The following is a 15,383-nucleotide window of genomic DNA, read 5'->3' as shown; positions in this document are numbered from 1 at the left end:
AACCCGACCCCGCCCCGGGGGTGACGGGGCCTGACCAGCGCCAGGGGGCGCCGGACGGGAGGGCTGCGACCGAGGGCGGATCGCAGCCGAGCAAGGCCAACAGCAAGGGAAGGACCAAGGCCAAGGGGAAGCCCAAAGGGAAGGGGAAGGCACGTCCGCGCGACCAGAAACAGCGCCCTGCCCAGAGCGTGCGTCTCAATGATCAAGAGCACGCCCTCATCCAGGCCGGCGCAGACGCCGTCGAGATGAGCCTGGCCGGCTTCCTCGCCCACTCCGCCCTGGCCGCCGCCCGCAACCAGTCCCGTACAGCAGCGGTCATCGCCAGCGAACGCGACGTGCTCATCGAACTGTTCGCTATGCGCCGCGAGCTTGGCTGGGCGGGCGGCAACCTCAACCAGGCCGCCAAAGCACTCAACTCGGGCGGCGACGTACCGCATCTCGACGAGGTGATCGCCGACATCCAGCGTGCGGCCAACGCCGTGAAGGAAGCCGCCGATCGGGTCGCCAACCCCCAGACAGGCGACGCGGCTTGATCCCCCGTATCCACAGGCAGGGCAGCAAGACCCTCGGTCTGCTCTTCTACCTCTATGGCCCGGGCACTCACGAAGAACACATCGCCCCGCACCTGGTCGCCTCCTTCGACGGCATGGCGCCCGACCCCGGCCGCGACCCGAGGGCCACGGAGGAGGACCTCCAGGAACTTCTCGACCAGCCCCTCCACCTGCTCGACGCCGACCAGCGGCCCAACATGCACGTGTGGCACTGTTCCGTGCGCGCCGCACCCGACGACCCGGTCCTCACCGAAGAGCAGTGGGGCGAGATCGCCCGTCGCATGGTCGCGGCCACCGGCATCGACCCCGGCGACGGCGCGGGCTGCCGCTGGGTAGCCGTCCGCCACGCCGACGACCACATCCACATCATCGCCACCCTGGTACGCGAGGATGGCCGCCGCCCCGACCACCACTTCTCCGGCAAGCGCGCCCAGGCCGAAGCTCGACTCATCGAAGCCGACTACGATCTCCACCGCGTCACCCCAGGAGACGGCACCGCCGCCAAGCGCCCCACCAGCGCCGAACGCCACAAGGCCGAACGCCAGGGCCGGGACCGCGCCGCGCGCGAGGAACTACGTGAGACCGTCCGCCGCGCAGTCGCCGGCGCCTCCTCCACGGACGAGTTCCTCGATCGCCTCAAGAACGCCGGGCTTCTCGTACGCACCAAAGTCCTGCCCTCCGGCGACCTGAAGGGCTACAAAGTCGCCCTGCCCGACGACCGCAACAAGGACAAGGAGCCAATCTTCTACGCCGGATCCACCCTCGCCCCCGACCTGTCCCTGCCCCGCATCCAGGAACGCTTCGCCACCGAACCCACCCCACCCGGTGCCACTGACAGCGAGCAGCCGGAACACCCCGCCGTTCCCTCTGCACCCGTGGCGGCACGACGCACCACATCCCACGCGGCGTGGCAAGCGCTGCTTGTCCTCGACCACAGCGGCGACGACGGCACGGAGGCCGCACAGATCGCCGCCACCGGCGAAGTCCTCGACGCCCTCGCCAAGACATCCGCGCTCCACACCCGCAACGAACTCCGCCAGGCAGCCTGGGCGTTCGAGCGGGCCTCCCGCTCCCACACCCGAGCTGAGTTCCGCCACGCGCAGGACCTGCGACGCGCGGCCCGCGATCTAGTCCGAGGCGGACCCGTGCTCGGCCGGGGCGAGGACGGGGCCGGCACCGCGATGGTCCTGGACATGCTGTTCTTCCTCGTTGTCACCGTCGCGCACTGGCACGCCCAGCGACAGCACGCGCAGCAGGCCGAGGCTGCCCGCCGGGCCGCCGAGCATCTGCGGGCTGCTTACCAGCAGGCAGCTGGCGAGCCCCTCATGGTGCTGCGTGAGCGTGGCCGCCGTATCGCCCCATCTCTACGTCGCCACCACGCCACCACTGTGCGTGCCGCCCTCCCCGAGCTCGCCGAGACCGTCCTGGCCGAGCCCGGCTGGGATGCTCTGGCGGCTACCCTCGCCGACGCCGAACTCGCAGGTCATGATCCCCGCGCCCTGCTCGCTGAGGCCGCCGCCCGCCGGGAGCTGGACACCGCCGAATCCATCAGCGACGTCCTCGTCTGGCGCCTGCGCCGCACGGCAGACCTCCCGGGATACGCACCGGCTCCGGAAGACACTCGAGCCAACCCGGCCAACGATCAGTTGGCTGCCGCTCGGCAGGTGCCGACACCGTCGGCACCACGCGCACCGCGCCGCTGATTGCGGCGACGACACCAACCCGTCTGGGAGGGCCCGGATAGCGGCCGACAAACGACTGACGGGTCCGACCATCTTGGTCAGGCCCGTCAGCTGTCTTCGCCCTACGGCATGCGACGGTGTCGGCCCACGCTCCGGTTCGAGCCCAATTCCGTTGTCAGTGGCTGGTGTCAGACTGAGCATCGCCCGCCCCAGAGCGTCGTCAGGAGGACAGATGAGCGCCGCCGATCTTGGTCCGCTGGTCATCACGCGCCGCAACGGCAGTGAGCCGATACGGGCCAGCGGCGAAACCGTAGGCAGACTCGGCGAGTTCTGGAGCTGGGCATGCTCCGACCTGGCCAACAACACCCTGCGCGGTGTCCTGGCCGAGTACCTCGTGGCCACGGCCCTGGGCGCCACCACCGGTACCCGCACTGAATGGGACAGCGTCGACATCTACACGCCCGAAGAATGGCGCGTCGAGGTGAAGTCAACGGCCTACCTACAGTCGTGGAAACAGTCCGAGCCGTCGAAGATCTCGTTCAACATCGAACCGACCTCCGGCTGGGACCCACGGACCAACACCACCTCGGTCGAGAAACTGCGCCGCTCGGACGTGTACGTCTTCTGTCTCCTGCACCACCAGGACAAACAGACCCTCAACCCCCTGGACCTCGACCAATGGACCTTCTACGTTCTGCCCACCCGCGTTCTGAACGAGCGGTGCCCGAGCCAGAAGAGCATCAGGCCATCCAGCCTCAAGCGTCTCAACCCACTGGAGACCGACTTCACCGGTCTGCGGAAGGCAGTCGCCACCTGCGCCGTAGGCACGCGATAGATCCAGGGGGAGGTGGGCTCAGACCGCGCGGTGAGCCTTGTCGACGGCCTTCGCCACGTAGGCGTCGACAAGGCCGGGGCTACCCAAGACCACGACGACCACAGTCCCGGTGCGCACAGCCGTCTGCTCGACGACGCTGCCCCGTCGGCCAACGGTGAAGGTCAGCAGCTGGCTCCACCGCTCGTCACCCAACCGCGGAGCGGGCGCCATCTGGGTCGTGACCGTGACGGGGGTGCTGCCAACGAGCACCTGGTACATGGGGCAGGAGGTCATCGCCTCGAAGATCCGGCAACCCCGGGCAATTGCATTTGCTGCATGATCTCCGGAGTCGCGACCTGGTGACGTGCAGCGTCGCTCCCTCCAACTTACTTCTATCCAAGAGCTCTTGACCTGTACCGTTGCGCGAAAACTTGCATGTGATGCATGATTCGGGCACTCGATAGTGGGGGTGCGCATGGTGCGGACCGAAATGAGCGATGCTTCGGCTCGGCTGGTTCTGCTTGACGGCATCGCGTTGCTGCACCCCGAAGACGCCGTGTTTGAAGCGATGCTGGAGGGCTGGGGTCGTCAGCAGCGTGGCGGGCGTCGGCTCCAGTCCAGGACGATCTCGGACCGGCAGCGTGTGGTCCGGGCCTTCGGCGCGTTCGCCAATGCCTATCCGTGGTCCTGGTCGGCAGGGGATGTCGATGAGTGGACGACGTACCTGATCGGGGAGTTGAAGCGAGCCGAGTCCACGATCCGCAGCTATCAGACGGCGGTGCGCCTGTTCTGCGACTACGCCACCTCGCCGCACTACCAGTGGCCGCAGGAGTGCGAGGCCCGTTTCGGCACTCATCCAGTGCAGGTCTGCCACGAGTGGAACACGGCCGCGCACCTGGTCGATTACGAGGCCGGCGCGGACCGGCGCCCGATGACGCGTGAGGAGATCCAGCTCCTCCTGGACCACGCCGACGACCAGGTGGAGCGGGCGATCCGGCTGGGCCGCAAGGGAGCCCTGGCGGCGTATCGCGACGCGACGGTGTTCAAGGCGATCTACGGGTGGGGGCTGCGGTGCACGGAGACTTCTCGTCTGGACGTCACCGACTTCTACCGCAGCCCGAAGGCGCCGGAGCTGGGCCGGTTCGGCTCGCTGCAGGTCCGCTACGGCAAACGCACCAAGGGTTCGCCACCGCGTCGACGCATGGTGCTGAGCGTCATGCCCTGGGCTGTCGAGGCGGTCGAGGACTACGTGACCAATGTGCGCCTACGGTATGCGGCAGCCCGGGAGAGTCCGGCGCTGTGGCTGACCGAGCGGGGAGGCCGGCTGCAGGCTCGGGAGATCGAAGAGCGGTTCGCCGACTACCGTGATGCGCTGGGGCTGGATAAGGACCTGGTGCCGCACTGCCTGCGGCACAGTCACGTGACCCATCAGATCGAGGACGGCGCGGACGAGACATTCGTTCAACGCCAGGTAGGCCATCGCCATGCCTCCACGACCGCCATCTATACGGGGGTCAGCGGGGACTTCATGAACACGATGATGCGCACGGTCTTGGACCGGGCCATCGAGGGCGGCCAGTAGGGAGAATGACGTGACGGCGAAGCTGGATTACCGCTGGCATCTGCGGGAGGTGATGGCCACCCGCGGCATGTTCTCCACCACCGATCTGCGCCCCCTGCTGGCCGAGCGGGGCATCGATCTGTCGCCCAGCCAGACCTACCGCCTGGTGGTGGAGCGGCCCGAACGCCTCAGCCTGAAGACCCTGATGGCACTGCTCGACATTCTCGGCTGCGCTATGGACGAGTTGATCGAACCCGTGCCCGTCGCGGGGCGGCGCCGCGAAACGGCGGCTGGCGGCGGCGATGGAACCTCCGGCAATGATCCCGGGGTCGGTGAGTTCCGCCCTCGCCGGGCCCGGATCGTACGCGAGTAGGGAACCGCAGTGGACGGTCGGGAACTTCCGCGGTATGCCACCGAGCCCGAGGTGCTCATCATCGAGACCGTGCGGCAGATCGAGCCCGGACTCGACGCGGGCGAGGTGGAGGCCGCGCTGATGGCGGCGATCGGTAAGCGGCCCCAGCGCCGCGACCTGGCACGGGTACTGCAAGCCGACCCCCAACTGCTGACCTCCGGCCGGCCCGAGGGCCCGCGGACCGTCGAGCGGTTGATCCGCGCCTTGCGCGAACACGGCGCCGAACGAATGGAGTTACCCAGATGCGGGGACTGCCACAAGGACGTCCCTTTGGTCGGCCTGGGTGACGGGCTGCGTATCTGCCAGCGCTGCCAGGGGCGCCGACTCAACCACGCCAACCCTTGTGTCATCTGCGGCATCAAGGACTTCGCCAGCCGAGACCGCGAGGGTCGGCCGCGCTGCCGCGACCACCCGCCCGATGGCGGGCGGGACCCGCTGGAGGCACTCGTCACGCTGATCGAGGCACTGCCCGTCGGGCTCGACCGCACGGTGATCCGTGACGCGGTCCTCTCGGCGGAGCGTCGCCGCAACGGTCAGCGCCGTCTGCTGTGGGCCGTGGAAGACATCTCCGACCTTCTGAGGGGGCAGGGGGCCCTGGGCCCACCCAAGACGACAGCCTTGGCTCAGGCACTCGTCGATCGCGGAGCTGTCGACGTCATCGTTCCCACCTGCCCGATCTGCCACCGAACCGTCCGACTTGAGGTGCCCGGTGACGGGATGCGCTGCTGCATCGAATGCTGGCACAAGTCCCGCCCCCAAACGTGTGCCCGGTGCGGCAAGTCCAGGCCGGTGGGCGGCCGCACCCACGACGGCGCGCCCCTGTGCCGGAGCTGCCGCCACACCGACCCCTTCAATCACAGAGCCTGCTCCCAATGCGGCGCTGTGCGGATCATGGTGGAAACAACAGAGGACGGGGCCCTGTGCGGCAGATGCCGCCAGCTACCACGAGCCACCTGCTCGGTCTGCGGCCGCATGGCACCCTGTCGTTTCGCGACGAGTCCGGCGCCCCTGTGCGAGCCGTGCTGGGAGCAGGCGAAACCGCGCGAGGTATGCGTCGGCTGTGGCGCCGCGCGGCGCGTGAACTCCCGTGCACCGGACGGCCGTCCGCTGTTCGGACACTGCGGGCAGAAGCCGGTGCCGTGCTCAGGCTGCGGCAAGCTCCGCCGCACCGCCGGCCGCAGTCCGGACGGCGAACCCCTGTGCAGCTACTGCTGGAGCAAACACCCCGCGGCCCGTAGGCCCTGCACCGAGTGCGGCACCGTTGACAACCCGTACAGGCACGGCCGTTGTGCCGCCTGCGTGGCCCGCGAGCACCTGCGCGGTGTCCTGACCGGATCCCGCCTCAGCATGCGGCCGGAGATCGAGCCGGTCTTCGCCGCGCTACTGCGAGCCCGGCCCCAAGCCCTGCTGCGGTGGATGCGCCCCGGCTCCGCCCGCCACGCCATCCTCACGGCCTTGGCCGAGGGGAGCGGGCCGATCACCCACGACACCCTGGACGCCCTCCAACCCACCGTGACCGTGCAGCACCTCCGCGCTGCCCTGGTCGCCGGCGCTGCCCTGCCGCCCCGGGACGAACAGCTCGCCCAACTCGAGCAGTGGCTGTCGAGGATCCTCGTCCGCGTGGAGGCCCCCGACGAGCGGAAGATCCTGCGGACGTACGTCGCTTGGGGTCCGTTGCGTCGTCTGCGCCGACGATCTACGAGCAAGCCGGTCACCTACGGCCAGGCGATAGGCGTCCGGCACGAGATCAAGAATGCGGTGCGCTTCGTACAGTGGCTGCACCAGCAAGAGAGCACGCTGGGCGAGTGCACCCAGGACCATCTCGACGCCTGGCTCGCCGAGGGCACTCATAACAGGACGCTCATCCGCAGCTTCCTTCTCTGGACCAGCCGCCGCGGACACACCCACTCGCTGGAAGCACCCGCCTACACCACCGACTTCGGACAGGACGTCATCGCACAGGATCACCGCTGGCACCTGGTTCGTCGCCTCATCCACGACGACACCCTGGACCTCGTCGACCGGGCCGCCGGCCTCCTCCTACTGCTCTTCGCCCAGCCCACCAGCCGCATCACACAGCTCACCACCCACCAGGTCACCGACCGGGACAATAGGGTGACCCTCCTGCTCGGCAGCGATCCGGTCACCCTGCCGCCGCCCCTCGACGACGTGATCCGTCAGCTCGTACGTCGCCGACAGGGCCGCGCGGTCACCGCCCCGCTCGACGAGGCCCCATGGCTCTTTCCCGGCGCCTACCCGGGCCAGCCCCTGACTCCCTACTCCCTGGCCGCACGCCTGCGAGCCCTCGGGATCCGCTGCCGAGTGGCCCGTCGCTCCGCCCTGATCGAGCTCGCGTCGGAACTGCCCGCCTACGTCATCAGCCGCCTGCTCGGCTTCCACCAGACCACCGCGGACCAGTGGCAACGAGACAACCAGGGCTACGGAGCCACCTACGCGGAGGAACTCACCCGCCGCTGACGGGAGTCTGCGATTGTTGGCTGATGCGCGCACACCATATTGACCGCCCGGCAGATCTCGATGTGGTCCGTGACTCCTATGACCAGGTGGCTGACAACTACGCCCACATGGTGGTGACGACGGGCATGGGCGACATCCGCCGCCATCCATGGCTCCAGGCGTCGATCGACGCCTTCGCCGACACCGTGGCCGAGCTCGGGCCCGTCCTCGACGTCGGCTGCGGCCCCGGCACGGTGACTGGCTACCTTGCCGAACATGGACTCGACGTATCCGGGGTGGATCTATCGCCCCGCATGATCGAGAATGCGCGCCGTCTTCATCCGCATTGCCGCTTCAGCGTCGCCTCCGCCACCGAGCTCGACCTCGGTGAAGCGTCGCTCGGCGGCGTGCTCGGGTGGTGGTCCCTGTTCAACCTCCCCCGTGATGTCCTTCCTCAGGTCCTTGCCCACTTCGCGCACGCCCTGAAGCCGGGCGGGCACTTCATCGCCGCCACACACGTCGGCGACGAGGACGCGGTGCGCACCGAAGCCTACGGAGGAGTGCCCGTTCGTTGGACCACGCACAAGTGGCAGCCGGAGCAGCTCGTGGACCTGATCGAGCAGGCCGGACTGCACCCGGTCGCGGAACTCCGGCTCCCCGCGGATGAGCAGACCGGGCCGGGCGTGGTCGTCATGGCCAAGCGCCCCGTCTGAGGACCAGGCGACGGAGGCCCGATCACTGCTGAGGCACTCCGCACATTCCAATAGCCGGACTTACCAATATGCGGCCTGGTTCTCCTGCCCGAACACGGTCCGGGCGCGGCTGCCGTTGCGTCCTCAATCTGCTCGGCTCTGGGACAGACAGAAGCGGACATATGTCGCCGGTGGCACTATTGAGTGCCGCTGAAATTCCGGCAGTGTGTCTGCTCCAGCCGCCTAGTGTCCTGGCCATGGACTCTGAACGGCTCAAGCTCTCTTCGCGCAAATGGATGTTCGCGGCCTTCACCGCGCTCGCCGAAGGCCCGTCGTCTCATGACCTGGCGGTGCACCACGCCGGGATCGCTGCCGAGCACCTCCTCAAATCATACCTGGCCAGCCTCCACCCGGCTCTCGTAGTGGAGGGCAAGGATTTCAACTCCTTGCTGCACGCGACGGGTCACGGGTCACACGCTTCGGTTCCCGCGGAGCAGGTCAAGACCATCGGCTTGGCCGAAGCCCATGCCCGAGCGCAGAAGATCTTGCGGAAGAAGATGCCGGTCGATCAGCGGGCGCTTGGACCGCTAGCCAATGCTCGTAACGGCGTCGCACACAGTGGCATGTACGACCGGTCAGAGGTCAATGCCGTCTTCACCACGTGTCTCCGGCTGATCGACCCCTTGCTGGTCGAGCTCAAGATCAACACTTCCTACTGGGGCGGTTACGAGTCCCTGCACGACAGGCTTCTCGAAGAGAACGTGGAAGCTGTCCGTGTCCGGCTGGAGAGCAAACTCGCTCGGGCCAAAGATGTCTTCGCGGAACGTCACGGCCACTTGGCCCAAAAGGAGCGTGAGCTCGTCCTCGGTGCGATTGCGGCAGTCTCCTCTCCCGGCCTCATCGAACACGACGAGCCCGCCACCTGCCCGGCATGCGACTCGCAGGGCTGGCTTAGTGGTGACACGCACGTGGACGAGGATGAGTGGGCGGTCATGTTCACTCCCTTCGTCTTCGCCTGCCCGGCCTGCGACCTGTTTGTCGAGCACGAGGAACTTGAAGAGTTGGAGGGCCTCGCAGAGGAGGTCAAGCTGGATAAGTTGCCAAACTACGCGGACTGGGAGCCAGATGAAGTCCTCTCCCGGGACCGGTGGTGACCGCCGTGGGTCTCCACGGGATGGAGGACCATTCCGCAACTTCTGATAGCCGGACTTACCAGCACCACGCCGTCGGAGAGCTTCGTCTCGGTGCCGCTGTACAGTTCCTCGGACACCTCGGAGTCGCTGCTGCCCGCATAGAAGAAGGATGCCTTCGCCTTCCGAGGGAATGCGAGGCTGCCGCCGAGTGCGGCGTCACCGCTCAGCTTCTCCAGCGCGGGGCAACCGTTCACGGTCACGTCGTCATGCCGCTTGAGCGGCTCCGGCTTACGGACGTAGCCCTGGCCCAAGTCGCTCTCGTCAAGGAGTCGCTTGCTCAGCGCGGCCGAGGACAGCGGCACGGGATTCCGGACGTTCCTGCCCTCCTGGCGCACGGATGCGGGCCCAGGGGACGTCGGGTTGTCGGCGAAGGTACTGCCGTCGGAGCAGCCCGCCAGGGCCAGGACGGCAAGGGGGCTCAGGCTGCGGATGGCTGCGGATGGCTGCGGTGTGAAGACGCATGTGAAACCCCAAGGTTGGTGCGAAGCAGACGGTCTGACCTGACCGGGCCTCCAGGTGCCGGCGATACGTAGGGGACAGAGAGAGGGGTTTCGTGGGGCTCAGTGGCCGAGGTGGCGCAGGCCGTCCTCAAGGGTGGGGTGGAAGTGGTCGACCGGACCGGAGTTGCGGTTGTACCAGGCTGTGTCCAGCCGCGACTCCTGCGTCTCGTGGCCGTCCGTGCAGCGCAGCCACACCGAGCCGTCGCGCATGTTGAAGACGACCCAGTTCCGGTACGCCCCGCACGCGGGGCACTCGCGGACCTCCCCGTCGATGACGAGCGGCTGGTCCCAGCGCATCATGAACCCGGCCACGTCCTGCCGGGACGGCGCCCTGAAGTCCGGCGGCAGGAACTCGGGCACCACCGCCCCCGGCGCGGCGGCCGTGGCCGGGCCGGAGACCCGGCCAGGAAGGTCAGGCACCGGCAGTTCGGCGTGCATCGCCAGCATCGCCTGACCCGCACGCTGGGCCTCACGGAACTCACGGTCGGCGCGAGCACGTCGTCGGAACATGCAGTCTCCATCTCCTCGTCTGACAAGTACAGGGAACGGGCAACTCAGGGAAATCGGCGTCGAACGGCCCAGGCCGCTCCAGGGACACGGGTCGTCAGCGGCGACGAACAACGCTGAGCCGGTCCTCGGCGCACTTGGGCACGGTACGGCGGGGCACCGGGACCGGTGAGGCGAGCGAGGAGGCGAACGCGGCGACCAAGTCGTGGGGGACGCTGGCGCTGAAGCTGGCACACCACAGATACGGGGCACCGAGAACGGGTTCTGCCCACGCCTGCCAGCCCACCAGGTCAGGGCGCGGGTCGGCGTCCTGGATGAGCGGCGGCAGCAATTCCAGGGAGACGCTGGCGGAGAAGCCGGGATCCATGGCGGTGGTGCGGGGCCGGTCCACGTCGCGGATCCAGCCCTGGGTACTCAGAGCGTTGAGGACCGTCTCCGGCCCGTCGAATCCGGCGTCGGGCGTCTCACGGGCGTCGATCGCCACGAGGAGATCGGCGAGTGCCTCATACGGAACGCCGGCGGTGAAGTATGCGTTCCACTCCGTCATTGCCGAGGTGGCATGCGGGCGGGCGCTGAGCTGCCAGGCAACGGGCAGTCCACCCAGATCGAACGGGTAGCTGGCGAGAATCCACTCGGCACCGCACAGCTCGTCCGGGCTCACGTACAACAGGGTGTGGCGGGCAGTGGGCCACATGCGCCAGCCGAGGCCAGCCAAGGTGTCACCGATCTGCTCAGCGAGAGCGTCGTCGTCACCGGCCAGGTGGCGCGGGGTAACCCAGTACACCGGGTCCTGCGTGTCGGGGCGGAAGGGGTCGCTGGGGTGGTGCGGGTGCAGGGGCGCCTCCGTGGACTCGGGGTAGGTCTTCCGGCAGAGCGTTGTACGTTGACATGCCTTGCCGCAGCGCACCAGTCCTTCCGGGGGCTTTCCTGTCTGCCGCCGGCGAACTGTTGCGGTGGACTCCCTTGTGGGATCTCAAATCCCGTGGCCGAATCTCATGAACCATGGCCACTCGATGGCCAGTTTGGCACGAAACTGAGACGGGCGTTGGCTCCTTTGGAGAGACGGTCTCACCTGCGCAGACCTGCGGATCGGCAGCTCGCAGGTGAACCCTCCGATCGTCCTGAGAATCCGCCCAAGGGCCACCTGCATCGCACGCAATCGACTTGGCAAAGCCCCAGCGCAGCCAGTCCCTACAAAGGAGCTACACCTGTCCCCGAATCCCTCGCACGTCCCATCCCCTCGCCACGTAGGCTCCTGAAAGCCGATCGTGGTAAACGGCCACGTGAGCACGGAAGAACCATGCATCCAGGAGGGGAGCACATGAGTGATTCGGTGACGCAACTGTCCAGCTTGGTCTGGTCAGTGGCAGACTTACTCCGCGGCGATTTCAAGCGGTCCGACTACGGCAAGGTCGTGCTGCCGTTCACCGTGCTTCGGCGCCTCGAAGGTCTCCTTGCCCCCACCCGGCATAAGGTGATCGAAACTGCAGAGAAGTTTGCGCACCACGACGGCGAGGGCTTGGACGCAATGCTCCGGCATGCCTCCGGCCACCCCTTCTACAACACCAGCCCCTTCACTCTGACGGACGTCGCCAGTGACCCGCAGATGACTGAGCGCCTCCTGCTGGACTATGTGCACGGCTTCTCCCGAAACGTCCAGGAAGTCTTCGAGCGCCTCGAGTTCGGCATCACGGTCAAGCGCCTGGCCAATTCCGATCTGCTGTACCACACCGTCGCTCGTTTCCAGCACCTGGATCTGGGGCCGGACCTCTCAGTCCATGAGATGAACCTCATCTTCGAGGAACTGGTACGGCGCTTCGCCGAGCAAGCGAGTGAGACCAGCGGCGAGCACACCACGCCTCGCGACGTCAGCCAGCTCATGGCCGCACTCGTGCTGGAGCCCGATCTGGGACAACTCGCAGCTCCCGGTGCGCTCAGGACGGTCCACGATCCCGTCTGTGGCACCGGCGGCTTGCTCGGTGAGGCGGCCGACCGCATCACCGACGTCAATCCCGACGCCTGGGTCCGCCTGTCCGGCCAGGAACTCAACCCTGAGAGCTGGGCGATCGCCTGCTCCAGCATGCTGCTGAGTGGGCACGACCCGGAGCGGATGGCATTGGGAAACGTTCTGCGCGAGGATGTTTTCGCAACGGAACGATTCGATTACCTGCTGGCCCATCCTCCGTTCGGCGTCGAGTGGAAGAAGACCGAGAAATACGTCCGTACCGAGCATGAGGACCGAGGTCACCAAGGCCGTTTCGGTGCCGGGGTTCCTCGCATCAACGACGCATCCCTGCTGTTCCTCCAGCACATGCTCGCCAAGATGAAGCCCGTGGACGACTCCGGTCGCGGTGGAAGCCGTATCGCGATCGCCTTCAACGGCTCGCCCATGTTCGCCGGTTCTGCTGGTTCAGGCGAGTCCGAAATCCGGCGGTGGATCGTCGAAAACGACTGGCTCGAAGGCATCGTCGCCCTGCCCGACCAGCTCCTCTTCAACACCGGCATCAGCACGTACGTCTGGGTGCTCAGCAACCGCAAGCCCGCCGACCGCCAAGGGCGCGTCATTCTCGTCAAGGCACAGGACCACTGGCAGAAGATGCGCCAGTCAGTCGGCAGCAAGCGGAAGTATCTTGGGCCCGATCAGCTGTCCGAGATCGTCCAGCTCTACAGCTCAGCCACGTCCTCCCCTAACTCCCCGACCCAGTCCCAGAGCGACCACGTGCGCGTCGTGCGGAACCAGGACCTGCTCTATCGCCAGATCGTCATCGAGCGCCCGCTGCGACTGCGCTTCCAGCTCTCTGAGGAGGCCCTCGACCGGCTCGCCGCTCTGCAGCCGGTCCAGCGGACGGACGACCCCGAGGCACTGCTGTCGGCGCTGCGGGGACTCGTCGGTACGACATGGAACACGAGCTCCGACGCACGCACAGCGCTACGCCGTGCCGCAGAGACCGCCGGAGTCGCCTGGCCCGGCGGAACCGCGTTCGACAAGGCCGTCCGCAACGCGATCGGTGTGCGCGATGCCGACGGCGAGCTCCAGCAGCGCCGTGGGGCACCAGAACCCGACGTGGAGCTACGGAACACTGTCTCGCTGCAGTTCCACGAAGAACCGGAGGAATACCTCCGGACCAAGGTCCGGCCCCTCACGCCCGACGCCTGGATCGACCCCGACCGGACACGCCTGGGATGCGAGATTCGATCCACGCTCTTCTACCTGGCGGACTTCGACGGCCCCTTCGAACCACTTCAGAACTTCACCCGGCTGGAGACGGGTCGGGTCAAACTGCACCGCCCGGCGCCAGACGATGCTGCACCGGCCCCGCCCAAGCACCTCACCGCACCTCATCTGCACAGCGTCGACTCAGCCGTGGAACTTCCCGACGCGGAACTCGATGACTCCGAACTGGCTCCGTGCTCGGGCGGCGATCTCGTGGGGCGCTTCGGCAACTGGCGGCTTCTCCCGGCAGGGTTCGGCGAAGCTGTCACCTCGCTGTTCGTACTGCATCCGCTACGGGGCCGCGGCAGAGTGCTGTGCGAGTGGCTCAACTCCCGTAAGAACGACAGCACATTCCCAAGCGTCCGTGACCTGCTCGACACTCCCGTACCTGTGGACCTGGTCACCGATGCAGCGGTCGACGACCTCCTGGAAGAGGTACAGGAGGGGCGCCGCGCGCTACGGGCCACGACCGAGAGCATCCTGCCCAACATCTTCTCCGGCAGCGAGACCCTCAGCGAGGAGATCCGGACCACCATACGGTTCGTCTCTCATGAGGCACGGCTCGCCGGCCAGTTGGTACGCCCCTTCGACGACCCCATCTGGCGTGCGGAATCGAGCTACCCCTTCCACATGGCCGCCCTCGCCCGTCGCTACCGTGTCAGCACCCATCCGGCCGAGCGCAAGGACGGGCTGCTCAAGCTCGGCGAGGGCACCGCACGCACGCTGGGCATTCTCGCTCTCAGTGAACTCATCGCACACCACAATGGCTTCACCCGATCTCTTCGCCAGCAGTTCCGCAATGGGGCGACTTTCGGCACCTGGCTCTGGCTCATCGACCGCTTCCTGGAAGAGGTGGGAACCCCTGTTTTGCCGGAACTGGCGGCAATCCGGGAGCGTGACACGACACGAACGCTCCTGGAGGAGATCAAGGACTTCCGCAACCACTCCCACCACGCCCACGGCGTCCGCATGAGCCACGAGATCGATGAGGATGTCGAGAAACTCGAACCGCGCGTGGTCTCGGCCATCAGCTCGGTCAACTGGCTGTCCGGAATCCAGTGGTACTGGGTGGAGCGCTGCGAGTACCTCGACGAGTCCTCCTACCGCACCGTGGGCCTGCGGCTCCGGGGAAGCCATCCGAGCTGGGAGCCATTCGAGCGGTCGACCACCTACCCTCTGCGCCCGGACCGAATCTACGTCGACAGCGATCCCTCAGGCCGGCCAGTCGATCTCTGGCCGTTGGCCGTGGCCAGTCTCTGCCCGGACTGCCGGACACGGGAGCTATTTCTGATCAACCAGGTACGAGACGGGCAAGTGATCCTCCGCAGCCTGGAGGAGCACTCCTTGGAGATCCCGTACCGCACCTCAGAGGGGACTTGAGCTCCCGCCCCAGCGGACCGATCACGGTTCTGGCTCGCTCTCACTGATCGGCACACTGCGCTTCAGTGCAGGAACCCGCGCTTGTCACGAGGCGTGAGGAGTATTGCCACTACTGCCGGAGCGCTTTGTGGCCCATAGAAAGAAGCCACACCCAACTGAGACAGGTTGGTCAGGACCTCGGGCGCCATCACCCGATGGGGTGACGCGACCACTGTCATGGGGTTCCGGGGCAAAGGCTGGCCACGTTCGGGAGACCGAGCAGCGTGGCCACGGCGTGAGACAGCCCAAGAACCAGCAGGTAACGGGCACGCAGTTGCCCACCGGCGAGGAGACCCTACAGAGGAAGTTAGTCGACGGCACTCCTCTGACCTGCGGCGACTTACTTCGTTGTCAGAGGGGCGGCCGAGAGCGGGGGCCGGA

At 67.1% G+C, this 15,383-nt stretch carries 13 protein-coding genes; 9 read left to right on the top strand and 4 right to left on the bottom strand.

Annotated elements, in window-relative coordinates; translation table 11 throughout:
* Positions 1-20: 20 nt before the first annotated feature.
* The 3 genes from AB0C96_RS27335 (at position 21) to AB0C96_RS27325 (ending at position 3,068) form a co-directional block, all read left to right on the top strand.
* On the top strand, positions 21-533 hold the full coding sequence (locus tag AB0C96_RS27335; RefSeq protein WP_362920798.1) for a mobilization protein: 513 nt from the start codon (positions 21-23) through the stop codon (positions 531-533).
* Positions 530-2,254, top strand: a complete 1,725-nt coding sequence (locus tag AB0C96_RS27330) for a relaxase/mobilization nuclease domain-containing protein (protein WP_362920797.1) — start codon at positions 530-532, stop codon at positions 2,252-2,254. The genes AB0C96_RS27335 and AB0C96_RS27330 overlap by 4 nt, the downstream gene beginning before the upstream one ends.
* 211 nt (positions 2,255-2,465) lie before the next feature.
* The gene (locus AB0C96_RS27325) at positions 2,466-3,068 is read left to right on the top strand and encodes a hypothetical protein (RefSeq protein WP_362920795.1); all 603 of its coding nucleotides are present in this window, start codon (positions 2,466-2,468) and stop codon (positions 3,066-3,068) included.
* Between the two features lie 18 nt (positions 3,069-3,086).
* Here AB0C96_RS27325 and AB0C96_RS27320 read toward each other — a convergent pair whose 3' ends face one another.
* Complete coding sequence (locus AB0C96_RS27320; RefSeq protein ID WP_362920793.1) at positions 3,087-3,341, bottom strand: hypothetical protein; 255 nt, start codon at positions 3,339-3,341, stop codon at positions 3,087-3,089.
* A gap of 181 nt (positions 3,342-3,522) precedes the next feature.
* Here AB0C96_RS27320 and AB0C96_RS27315 point away from each other — a divergent pair, with 181 nt between their 5' ends.
* The 5 genes from AB0C96_RS27315 (at position 3,523) to AB0C96_RS27295 (ending at position 9,323) form a co-directional block, all read left to right on the top strand.
* Positions 3,523-4,629 carry a tyrosine-type recombinase/integrase gene (locus AB0C96_RS27315; RefSeq protein WP_362920791.1) on the top strand — a complete coding sequence of 369 codons (1,107 nt, stop codon included), beginning with the start codon at positions 3,523-3,525 and terminating at the stop codon, positions 4,627-4,629.
* A gap of 10 nt (positions 4,630-4,639) precedes the next feature.
* On the top strand, positions 4,640-4,981 hold the full coding sequence (locus AB0C96_RS27310) for a helix-turn-helix transcriptional regulator (protein ID WP_362920789.1): 342 nt from the start codon (positions 4,640-4,642) through the stop codon (positions 4,979-4,981).
* Between the two features lie 9 nt (positions 4,982-4,990).
* Positions 4,991-7,498, top strand: a complete 2,508-nt coding sequence (locus AB0C96_RS27305; RefSeq protein WP_362920787.1) for a hypothetical protein — start codon at positions 4,991-4,993, stop codon at positions 7,496-7,498.
* A 23-nt stretch (positions 7,499-7,521) separates the two neighbouring features.
* Complete coding sequence (locus tag AB0C96_RS27300) at positions 7,522-8,190, top strand: class I SAM-dependent methyltransferase (RefSeq protein WP_362920785.1); 669 nt, start codon at positions 7,522-7,524, stop codon at positions 8,188-8,190.
* A 236-nt stretch (positions 8,191-8,426) separates the two neighbouring features.
* Positions 8,427-9,323: a hypothetical protein gene (locus tag AB0C96_RS27295; protein WP_362920783.1), complete on the top strand. Its 897-nt coding sequence runs from the start codon at positions 8,427-8,429 to the stop codon at positions 9,321-9,323.
* On the opposite strand, the gene AB0C96_RS27290 is transcribed toward AB0C96_RS27295, so the two are convergent.
* The 3 genes from AB0C96_RS27290 to AB0C96_RS27280 form a co-directional block, all read right to left on the bottom strand.
* Positions 9,275-9,697 (bottom strand): hypothetical protein, encoded by a 423-nt coding sequence (locus tag AB0C96_RS27290; protein ID WP_362920781.1) that lies wholly within the window; start codon positions 9,695-9,697, stop codon positions 9,275-9,277. The two genes, AB0C96_RS27295 and AB0C96_RS27290, sit on opposite strands and share 49 nt — an antisense overlap.
* A gap of 225 nt (positions 9,698-9,922) precedes the next feature.
* The gene (locus tag AB0C96_RS27285) at positions 9,923-10,372 is read right to left on the bottom strand and encodes a hypothetical protein (protein ID WP_362920779.1); all 450 of its coding nucleotides are present in this window, start codon (positions 10,370-10,372) and stop codon (positions 9,923-9,925) included.
* 94 nt (positions 10,373-10,466) lie between these two features.
* The gene (locus AB0C96_RS27280; protein WP_362920777.1) at positions 10,467-11,153 is read right to left on the bottom strand and encodes a DUF317 domain-containing protein; all 687 of its coding nucleotides are present in this window, start codon (positions 11,151-11,153) and stop codon (positions 10,467-10,469) included.
* Positions 11,154-11,690: 537 nt separating this feature from the next.
* Here AB0C96_RS27280 and AB0C96_RS27275 point away from each other — a divergent pair.
* The gene (locus AB0C96_RS27275) at positions 11,691-14,963 is read left to right on the top strand and encodes a class I SAM-dependent DNA methyltransferase (protein ID WP_362920776.1); all 3,273 of its coding nucleotides are present in this window, start codon (positions 11,691-11,693) and stop codon (positions 14,961-14,963) included.
* The last annotated feature ends 420 nt before the right edge of the window (positions 14,964-15,383 follow it).

It is taken from the genome of Streptomyces sp. NPDC048506, assembly GCF_040651315.1.
GTDB lineage: Bacteria > Actinomycetota > Actinomycetes > Streptomycetales > Streptomycetaceae > Streptomyces.
Note: the sequence above shows the minus strand (reverse complement) of the source record. Positions and strands in the feature narration are given on the sequence as shown.